This window comes from Pseudomonas sp. CF161, from assembly GCF_000416215.1.
Taxonomy (GTDB): domain Bacteria; phylum Pseudomonadota; class Gammaproteobacteria; order Pseudomonadales; family Pseudomonadaceae; genus Aquipseudomonas.
In genome coordinates, this window is the sequence record NZ_ATLP01000059.1 from 1 (window position 1) to 8876 (window position 8876).

7 protein-coding genes and 1 pseudogene are annotated in these 8876 nt (G+C 66.1%); all 8 read right to left on the reverse strand.

What is annotated here, in order from left to right; translation table 11 throughout:
• On the reverse strand, nt 1-1051 hold a 1051-nt coding region (locus tag CF161_RS11110), incomplete at its 3' end, for a CoA transferase (RefSeq protein ID WP_020296671.1).
• 85 nt (nt 1052-1136) lie between these two features.
• Nucleotides 1137-1409, reverse strand: a complete 273-nt coding sequence (locus CF161_RS11115; protein ID WP_020296672.1) for a MoaD family protein — start codon at nt 1407-1409, stop codon at nt 1137-1139.
• Nucleotides 1410-1482: 73 nt separating this feature from the next.
• Nucleotides 1483-1890, reverse strand: coding sequence for a Mov34/MPN/PAD-1 family protein (locus tag CF161_RS11120; protein ID WP_020296673.1), 408 nt, complete (start codon nt 1888-1890; stop codon nt 1483-1485).
• Between the two features lie 20 nt (nt 1891-1910).
• Nucleotides 1911-3083 (reverse strand): molybdopterin-synthase adenylyltransferase MoeB, encoded by a 1173-nt coding sequence (gene moeB, locus CF161_RS11125; protein WP_020296674.1) that lies wholly within the window; start codon nt 3081-3083, stop codon nt 1911-1913.
• Nucleotides 3084-3260: 177 nt separating this feature from the next.
• Nucleotides 3261-5783, reverse strand: coding sequence for an aminotransferase class III-fold pyridoxal phosphate-dependent enzyme (locus CF161_RS11130; RefSeq protein ID WP_020296675.1), 2523 nt, complete (start codon nt 5781-5783; stop codon nt 3261-3263).
• Nucleotides 5784-5806: 23 nt separating this feature from the next.
• Entirely contained in the window at nt 5807-6712 is a 906-nt protein-coding gene (locus CF161_RS33385; protein WP_256206355.1) for a hypothetical protein, read from the reverse strand.
• Nucleotides 6618-8213, reverse strand: coding sequence for a hypothetical protein (locus CF161_RS11135; RefSeq protein ID WP_256206356.1), 1596 nt, complete (start codon nt 8211-8213; stop codon nt 6618-6620). The genes CF161_RS33385 and CF161_RS11135 overlap by 95 nt, the downstream gene beginning before the upstream one ends.
• Before the next feature lie 205 nt (nt 8214-8418).
• A pseudogene (locus CF161_RS33135) lies at nt 8419-8876 on the reverse strand (MFS transporter); the annotation flags it as partial.

Consider the following 8876-nt stretch of genomic DNA (forward strand, 5'->3'; position numbering starts at 1 on the left):
CCGACACCCCCTCGGCACAAGGCGCCATGGAGCGCAGCGGGTCGCCGCCAGGCAGTTCGATGCGCACCACCTCGGCGCCGAGCATGGCCAGCAGGTGGCCGGCCAGCGGGCCTTGAATCCGCCGGCAGGATTCAATCACCGTCAGCCCGCTCAAGGGCAAGCCGCCCTGGGCCAGGGCCGGCCAGCCGGCGTCACTGCCCAGGCCGGCGCTGAAGGCCCAGGGGCCCTGGCGGCGCTGGTGCGACAGATCGGCGTCGGCAGCGCGCTGTGGCAGGCTGCGCAACGGGCAGACGGCCATGCCGCTCAAGGCGCTCACGGCCTCGATACGGGCCATGGACAAGCGCGACAGCGCCTGACGAAACGCCGGCGGCATGGGCGCAATGGCCTTGGCATAGCGCAGCAGAAACGCCTTCCAGCCCTGCCCCGCCAGCTCGCCGTCGATGCCCACAGCGGACCAGAAGCGGCGCCAGGGTTCGGCGTCGAGGGTTTCCAGTTCAAAGTGCACGCCGTCGGCCGAGACAAAGGGCGGGCGATTCCTGGCGCAGGTGGCGCCCGGCAGCAGGTGCTCGGCCTCGGCGCCGGCCGTGGCACCCGCCAGGTATTGGCCAATGCTCAGCACCCCGGCCGCGGCCATCGAGCTGTGCACCTCACGCCACTCACCACCGCGCAACTGGCCCAGGGCGGCAGCGAAGGCCCCCTGCAAGGCCAGGCTGGCGCTGAGGTTGGCCACGTAGTCCAGCCCCAGCCCCTGGGCCTTGCCACTGGCCCGACCGTGCACCGACATCAAACCGCAAGCGGCCTGCAGCGTGTGTTCGCTGAAAGCCCGAGAGCGGCCATCAGGCCAGGCGTGAACCAGGGCCTGCACCGGTTGCAGGTCGGGATGGCGCAAGGTGAAACCCAGCCCCGGCTGCCCCGCATCGGCAGGGTTGATACGCGGCGCAAGGCCCAGCGCCGTCGCTTGATAGCGCAGTGACGCGGCCAGCGGGGCGAACCCGGTGGCCGATGGAGCAAAGCCGCCGCTGAGGGTGCAGCCCTGTAAGAGAGGAGACATAAGACAGACGCCAGAGTGATTGCATGCCACTGCGCGATGGCCTCGGGTGAGGTACGCCGCGCAGGCCCGTAGGGTTCGGCGAACCTCAGCCGCCGGCCACGGCCGGGAGGATGGTGATGGCGTCGCCCGGCTTGAGCGCGGTGGCCAGGTTGTCGGCAAAACGGATGTCATCGTCGTTGACGTAGATGTTGACGAAACGGTGCACCTGGCCGTCGCCGATCAGGCGTTCCTTGACCCCTGGATAGTCCCGTTCCAAGTGTTCGATAACTTCCAGAACAGTACTTCCTTGAACTTCGACACGCTTTTTATCTTGGGTAAAAGTGCGCAACAAAGTGGGCACATTGACGGAAATCGACATACAGAACTCCCCGAGCCTTATACAGCCCGTTATTAATAAGTGGGTCGTTAGTTAACGTTTGCCAGTCATAGATTTAGCGAACGATATAAATACTTTCTTCGGTCACTTTGTTATCGATTATTCGAAAACTGCGTATCGGCGCTTCAATGTCCGGCAGGGTTGAAACAATCACGTAGTGCACGCTCGGATCGCCGGCATAACGCACATCGTCGGCACTCGGATACGCCACACTGGCGGTGTGCGAGTGGTAGATCACCCGGCATTCCTCGTCGCGCTCATCCAGCTCGCGCCAGACCCGCAGCTGCTGCCTGGGGTCGAAGCTGAAGAAGGTCGGCGAACGCGAGGCGTTGTCCATGGCGACCAGGCGTTCGGCGGTTTTCTCCCCCAGAGGCGCGGCGATGATGCCGCAGGTTTCCACGGGGTGATCCCGCCGTGCCTGCTCCAACATGGCCTCCAGCAGGCCGGCACGAAGACTCAACATCTCGGCTCCCCTGTCTCGGCTCAATAGGACGGCAACGACGGCTCGACATCACGCACCCAGGCCAGCACCCCGCCGTCCAGGTTGCGCACATTGCTGAACCCACGCTGCTGCAATTCCAGCAACACCGCCTTGGAGCGCACCCCGGACTTGCAGTGCAGCACCAGGTTGGCGTGCTTGCCGAAGCGGGTCTCGATCAGCTCGGCGAGCTTGGGGCCCTTGGGCAGATGCTGGGCGCCCTGGATCCGCACGATGTCCCACTCGGTGCGTTCACGCACATCGATCAACAGCAGGTCCTGGCCGCTTTCACGCAGTTGGTGCAGCTCGCGGGCGCTGATCGAAGGGATGTCCGAAGGCTGCACGCCGACCGGCGCGTTCAGGCCGCAAAAGGCCTGGTAGTCGCTCAGGGCCTCGATCGGCCGGCGATTGGGCAAGCGCCGCAGGGGCATTTGCCGGTAGGACATTTCCAGGGCGTCGTAGACCATCAGGCGGCCCAGCAGGCTCTCGCCGATGCCGGTGATCAGCTTGATCGCCTCGGTGGCCATGATCGCGCCGATGGAGGCGCAGAGAATCCCCAGCACCCCGCCTTCGGAGCACGAAGGCGCGAGTTCCGGCGGCGGCGGCTCGGGGTACAGGTCGCGGTAGTTGAGCCCGACGCCGCCCGGGGCGTTTTCCCAGAACACCGAGGCCTGGCCTTCGAAGCGGAAGATCGAGCCCCAGACATAGGGCCGGTTGGCCAGGACGCAGGCGTCGTTGACCAGGTAGCGGGTGGCGAAGTTATCGGTGCCGTCGAGGATCAGGTCGTACTGGCTGAACAGCTCGACCGCGCTTTCCGGCTCCAGGCGCTGGTCGTAGACCTGGACCTGGACATGGGGGTTGAGATCGTGGATCGCGGCGGCCGCGCTCTCGACCTTGAGCTGGCCGACCGTGGCCACCCGGTGGATCACCTGGCGTTGCAGGTTGGACTCGTCCACCCGGTCGAAATCGATGATGCCCAGGGTGCCGATACCGGCCGCGGCCAGGTACAGCAGCGCCGGCGAACCCAGGCCGCCGGCACCAATCACCAGCACTTTGCTGCTCTTGAGCCGACGCTGGCCATCGAGGCCGACATCAGGGATCAGCAAGTGGCGGCTATAACGGGTTATTTCTTCGTTACTTAAGTTCGCTGTAGGTTCTACAAGTGCAGGAAGTTTCATAAGTAATACCTGTCTATGAATGCAATCGATTCTCAACTAGCAACTTGGATTAAGCAATTCAAGTACCGGCGTTTTTCATATTCGAAGGGGACGAATTCGTATTCAATCGAACAGCGAGCGCAACTGTGCGCCCGCTGCCCGGCCCTCTTCCGAAGGCCGGCCGCCCTGCGCGATTAATCAGGCGAGAAAGGTCGACATGTCCTTGCACACGGCACTGAAGGCTTCGACAAAATGCCGCGCCTCGGCGTCGTTGAGCACCAGCGGCGGCTGGATGCGCATCACCCGGTTGTTGTTGGCGGTGACGAAAGTCAGCACCCCATGCTCACGGGACAGCTTGCTGACAAAACGCAGGACGAACATCTCCTCGAAGTTCTTCTCGACCTCGCTGATGGCTTCCTCGATATGCCGCTTGGCCTTGCCCGAAAGCATGCGGTAGGTGCCCGCGGCATTGCCCGGGATCCGGCTGGCGAACTCGCGGACAAAGGCCTCGACCCCACCGTCGAAGCTGTATTGGAACTCGATGGCGATCATCAGCCCCACGCCGCGCACCTCGCGGATAAACGGGTAGCCGCTGACCGCCTCGCGCAGCGCCTCCTTGAGCTGGCCGCCAACCCGGGCGGCATTGCCGGCCAGGTCCTGGTCGGCGATCACGTCCAGGGTGGCCAGGGCCGAGGCCGAGGCGAAGTTGCCGCCGCCGAAGGTCGAGGTGTGCAAGGCGAAGGTGTCGATGCTGCCGTAGGCGCGGTCCCAGAGCTCGGCGCTGGACAGCGTGGCGCCGATGGGCACGGCGCCGCCGGACAAGGATTTGGAGAGCACCATGATGTCCGGCACCACCTGCTCCCACTCACAGGCGAACAACTTGCCGGTGCGGCCGAGGCCGGTCTGGATCTCGTCGAGAATCATCAGGCAGTCGTGGGCATCGCACAGCGCCCGCACCTGTTTCAGGTAGCCCGGCGGCGGCAGGATCACCCCGCCCTCGCCCTGGATCGGCTCCAGGATAAAGGCCCCGACATCGCCCTGACTCAAGGCTGCCTCCAGCGCGTCGAGGTCGCCGAAGGGGATCGAATCGCAGCGCGACAGCAGCGGCTTGAACGGGTCGCGGTGCTTGTCGCGACCGGTCACCGACAGCGCGCCCAGGGTCTTGCCGTGGTAGCCGTTGTCGCAGTACAGCACCCGTGGCCGCTGCATGGCGGCCATGGCCAGTTTCAAGGCGGCCTCGATCGCCTCGGTGCCGGAGTTGCTGAAGAACACCCGCTGCAGATTGCCCGGGGCCAACTCGCTCAGGCGCTGCGCCAGGAGGCTGGTCTGCAGCGGCACCGAGACGTACTGGACGAAGGTCGGGTGCTGCTGTTGCAGGTAGTCCTGCAACGCCTGGTTGACCCGGGGGTGGTTGTGCCCGGTGTTCAGGCAGCCGTAGCCGGCGACGAAATCCAGGTAGCGCCCGCCGTCCAGGTCAGTCAGCCAGCAACCGCTGCCATGGGTGAACACGTGCTCGATGTGGTTGAACTGGTAGAACTCGCGCAGCACCGGGTTGATGTGTTCGCTAAAGCAACGCAGGACTTCGGCGCGCAGGGCGGCCGGCTGATCGATGGCGGTGGCGGTGGCGGTGGCGGCCACGCTGCGCCGATGGAAGCGGCGCAAGGCCTGGAAGTCTTCCTCGCGCAGGCGCTCGCCATAGGAGGCCATGGGCGACGGCGAAAAACCGTGCAACTCGGCGATGCGGCCGATTTCCAGGACCCGTTCCTCGGGCAGTTCGCGGCCAATGGAAAACGCTTCGGCCCGGCCTTCCAGGGCCAGCACCAGGGTTTCCGCCAGGCAGCCGTTGAGGAACTTCTTGGGTGCCAGGCCCAGGGTCTCGGTGCCGAAACGCAGGGCTTGGCTGGCCGACACCAGGCCGCCGTCGATGATCAGGATGTCCTTGCGCTCGTGCCGGTACGGCAGCACATCGCGGGGCAGCGCGGCGTCCACCACCACCGAGCCCGGGGCCAGGCGGTACGGGTCGATGACCCCGCCGCTGGAGGTGGCGGCGACGTAGAAGCGCAGCTCGTCGTAGCAGCTGTCGATGTCCGAGGTCAGGCGCACCTGGCCGTGCATTTCTGCCGGCAGGTAGGCCAGGCTTTCACGCCCCTGTTCGGCGCTGCCCCGGTGCACCAGGCGCAAGCGGCAGCCGTCGCGGGCCAGGAGCTTGGCGATCACCAGGGCAATCGAACCCGGGTAGCCGACCACCGCCACCTCAGCCTCGTCCGGCGCCACGTCCAGGCGCGCCATGGCCTCCAGCACGTTCTTGTAGGCGGCATAGGCGGTCAGGGAGTTGCCGGTGGTCACCGCCACGCCGCTGCGGTCCAGGGTCTGCAAGCCACGGTTGCCGACAATCGCGGTAAAGCCTCCCAGTCCCACCAGTTGCGCGCCCTGCTGTTGCAGGCTGTGCACGCCTTCCAGGACTCGGCCGGCGATGGTGCGCGGCTGGCTGAGCATTTGCTCGGCGGTCAGTGGCAGGTAATGCAGGATGCCTTCGCAGGTGGCGCCGGTGGCACTGACGATGCGCCCGAAATCGGCGAACGGCACCAGGTTGCGCGGCTGCCACAGGTGAGGCTGATAGCCGCGATCCTGCTCGGCCAGGGTGCGGTCCAGCAGGTCGATGATCTTGACCTGGCGTTGCAGGGCAATGGAGGTCGGGTGAGCGATAAAACCGAATTTCATGGCGGGTTGTCCTTGGTGCTGACTCATTGACGGTTCCAGGCGGTTTCGGAGACCAGGCTCAAGCCGTCGCCTTCCGAGTTATGGGCCAGCAACACGTCGAAAATATTCAATTGGCCGGGGCGCGTCAGGGCGCTGCGCAGGGCCGCTTCGTCGAAACGCACCAGGCGCTCGCGGTGCACGCTGATGGCGCCAACCTGCTGCAGCGGCGCGGCCTGGAGCGCGCGGTGGGTGATGCTCACTTGCTGCGCGCCGTTGTGGGCATAGCGCTTGTCGAGGTAGGTCTGGATCAGCGAGAGCATGCCGTTGGTGAGGTAGAACAGGCTGACGTTGCGTGCGCCGGCCGTCGGGTCCCGGGACAGGCCTTCGGCCAAGCGCGTCTCGATGTCCGGCACCAGGGCCCGGGCGCCGTCGCCGACAAAGGCCAGCACGTTGCGCTCGCCGGTGATGGCGATATAGGGCAAGGCCATCAACCCGTCGCCCATCAGCGCGCGGCCGTACCAGCCGGAGAACCCGGGGTCGGTGCGCGGCACATTGCGCACCGCGGAGATCCCGCAGCGGCCGACGTCGTAGACCCCGGTGTAGCGATAGCCCTGCTGCTCGATCAGCTCGCGCACCAGTTGCCCCAGGCGCTGGAAGAAGTAGTTGGAGGTCATCGGCAGGGTTTCGATGTGGTCGGCCGCCACGCTCTCGCTGCTGCGGGCCATGGCCTGCAACTTGTCGCGGCGCAGCTGGAGAATCTGTGGCTCGACCTGCAGGCCGCCCTCGATATGGTCGAGGAACACATCCAGAGGCACGTCCAGGGCCAGGTCGGTGAACGGCGACAGGTGACGCGGCTCATGGTTGACCTGGACCACCCGCAACTGGCGCTTGAGCTTGCCCTCGGAAAACGGCGTGGAGGCCTGGTCGACCTTGCCCTTGAGGAAGAACACGCAGTGCTCCTGGGGCCCGTTGAGTTCGTGTTCGGTGTGCACGAAGCGATACACCCGGCGACTGAAGCCATACAGCGACAGCGGCCCCAGGTACTCGGCCACCGGCCGGCCCTGGTGATAGGGGCCGATGCTGCCGGGCTGGGTGATGCTGTCGGCCAGGCCGATGGCGCCGCGTTCGGCCAGGGCCAGCACGCGCAGGCGTTGTTCGGGGCTGAGCTTGCCGCACTGCCAGAGCAGGTGCAGCGGCTGGTGGTTGATCAGGTCCAGGGCCTGGTCCAGGGCCGCGCGCTGGCCAGGCTCGAGCAGCCGGGCCAGGGGCGCCGCGGGCTCCGGCGTTCAACGGCACCTGGGGCCGCGATTCGAGCACGCCCTGGGTGGCCAGGATAAACACCGGCTCGGCCCGCTCGGCGAGCATGGCGAAGGCTTCTTCCAGGCGGGCGCCGATCTCCTCGACCTTGCGGATAAACACCTGGCGCAGGCCCCGGGCCTCGATCACCCGGCGCCCGTCGTTGTCCGCGTCCTGGGTGCCCTGGAACGCGTACCACACGCTGTCCGGGCTGTCGGCGCAGATGATCAGCCCCGGCGCGCCCAGGCGCTTGAGGTTGGCCAGGGTGCCGCGAAACTCGTCAATCATCCCCGAGGTCACGGTGATCACATAGGCCCGGCCAAACAGCTGCCAGCCGGCCATGGCACTCACCGCCAGGCTGTGTTCGTTGCACCCGCCCAGGCAGCGGATGCCGCTACCGGCGACGTTGTCCTGCATCGACTGGATCAGCCCGGCGACCATGGAGCCGGTGTAGGAATGAAAGTCCCAGCGCTCCTGCCAGCGGCTGCGCATAAAGCGCGTGACCTCGGTGGCCAGGCTGACCGAGAGCAAGGGGCCGCTGATGGAGCGCGCCAGCAGCCGGTTGAAGTGGGCGTGCTCCAGGTGATCGAGGACGATCCGCAGCAGGTCGGCGCGGCGCGCCGCACGGTCCTCCCCCGCCACCCGCAGGTGACGGTTGCCGCCGATACGGTTCATCCACCCCGGCAGCGCCGGCAAGGCGCAATACAACAGCGCCGAATGGGGTGACAGGCGCGATTCGGGCGCGGCTTCGATCAGCTCGTCGAAGGGGTCCTCGGCGCCGGCCTCGGCCTGGTGCCCGAGGTCGAGAATGAACAGCTCGTTGGACAGCGGCGGGGTCTGGCAGCGCAAGTGTTCTTGTGCCGCCCGTGGCGAGTCGAAGGTCAGCAACCACAGATCGGGCAAGGCCGCGCTGTTCGCCGGGTTGCCTTGCAGATAGCGCTGGGCCTGGACCATCAGGGTTTCCAGCACCGCCTCACTCTGGGGACGGGGCCCGAGGGCACGGTGCATGGCTTCGCAATCGGCGCTGACCGGCGGCCAATCCGCGGCGTTGGCCGGTGGCTGCAAACCGGCCTGCAACTGCTCGATGACAAATGCCACGTCTTCGATCAGAGGCTGAGCCTGGGTAATCAGACAGATACCTAAAGTAGCCTTCATGGACTCATCCCTATTATGTCGAACGTACGCTTGAGAACCTGTCCACGATTGGCTGCGCTTAGCCCATGCGGCGTTAAAAACGGCTTCGAAAGGCTCAGTAAGAGGCCTGAACTCCGCTTTCTCAGGCATTTTTGCCGTGCCTGAGCGTCACTCGCTAAATCGTCAACAGGTTCGGTGTGGCTGACGGGGGTGGCTCAAGCCCCCGTCAGCCGGAACCCGGTGGCGCGCCGACTGCCTTGTCGGGTTGCCCATACACCCCGGCCGTGGCCTGGGTAATCGAACGCCGTGCGGCCAGTGCCAGGCCGCATACACCCACCATCGCCAGCGACAGGCCGGCGAGCATGCCCAGCGCGCCGCTGCGGTCGAGCAAGACCCCGGCGCCGATCGGCACCAGCAGCCGGGTCAGCACAAACAGGCTGGCCTGCAGGCCGTAGTCGGCGGCCTGGCGGTTCTGGCGCGAGAAAAACATCATCAAACCGAAGACCAGGGTCGACACCGCGCCCATGGCGCAGGCCAGCAAAAACGCGGCGAACACCAGCCACGGCAACGAGGCCTGGAGCCCGAGCGCGGCGGTCAACACCAGCAACGCGCCCAGGGCGAAGAGCATGAACCAGGGGATCGCCCGGCCCGGGCCCAGGCGCCGCACCAGGCGTCCGCCCAGCA

Excerpts from the sequence above, each read along its gene's own strand:
- moeB (WP_020296674.1), bottom strand. The coding sequence starts at position 3,083 with ATGAAACTTCCTGCACTTGTAGAACCTACAGCGAACTTAAGTAACGAA.
- CF161_RS11120 (WP_020296673.1), bottom strand. The coding sequence starts at position 1,890 with ATGTTGAGTCTTCGTGCCGGCCTGCTGGAGGCCATGTTGGAGCAGGCA.
- CF161_RS11135 (WP_256206356.1), bottom strand. The coding sequence starts at position 8,213 with ATGAAGGCTACTTTAGGTATCTGTCTGATTACCCAGGCTCAGCCTCTG.
- CF161_RS11130 (WP_020296675.1), bottom strand. The coding sequence starts at position 5,783 with ATGAAATTCGGTTTTATCGCTCACCCGACCTCCATTGCCCTGCAACGC.
- CF161_RS11115 (WP_020296672.1), bottom strand. The coding sequence starts at position 1,409 with ATGTCGATTTCCGTCAATGTGCCCACTTTGTTGCGCACTTTTACCCAA.